1 pseudogene is annotated in these 359 nt (G+C 56.8%); it reads left to right on the top strand.

What is annotated here, in order from left to right:
* Positions 1 to 187 (top strand): annotated as a pseudogene (locus tag EN786_RS36460) (spermidine/putrescine ABC transporter substrate-binding protein PotF); the annotation flags it as partial.
* Positions 188 to 359: the final 172 nt, after the last annotated feature.

Genomic DNA, 359 nt, shown 5'->3' with positions numbered 1-359 from the left:
GAACTATGTGCTCTACGCAAACGGCAACAAGGCTTCGCAGCAGTTCGTCGACAAGGCGATCCTGGAAGATACTTCGGTCTATCCGGACGCGGAGACGACGAAGAAGCTCTATACCGTGGCGCCATACGATCCCAAGACCCAGCGCGTCATCACGCGCACCTGGACCAAGATCGTCACCGGCCAGTAAGCATTGCGACACGGCCCCGGCAGCCATCTGCCGGGGTCGCTTTCTTTTGCGGAATTTTTAACAGAATAACGGAGTGGGGACCATGAAATCGCTTGGCAGCATCCGCAGGGATTTCGCGCCATGGAACGACCCGAAGGCCAAGCCATACATCCAGTTCGACAAGGTCACCAAG

This window comes from Mesorhizobium sp. M4B.F.Ca.ET.143.01.1.1 (assembly GCF_004792275.1).
Taxonomy (GTDB): Bacteria; Pseudomonadota; Alphaproteobacteria; order Rhizobiales; family Rhizobiaceae; genus Mesorhizobium; species Mesorhizobium abyssinicae.
The sequence above is the reverse complement of the archived record's forward strand: the minus strand, read 5'-3'. Positions and strand labels throughout refer to the sequence as shown.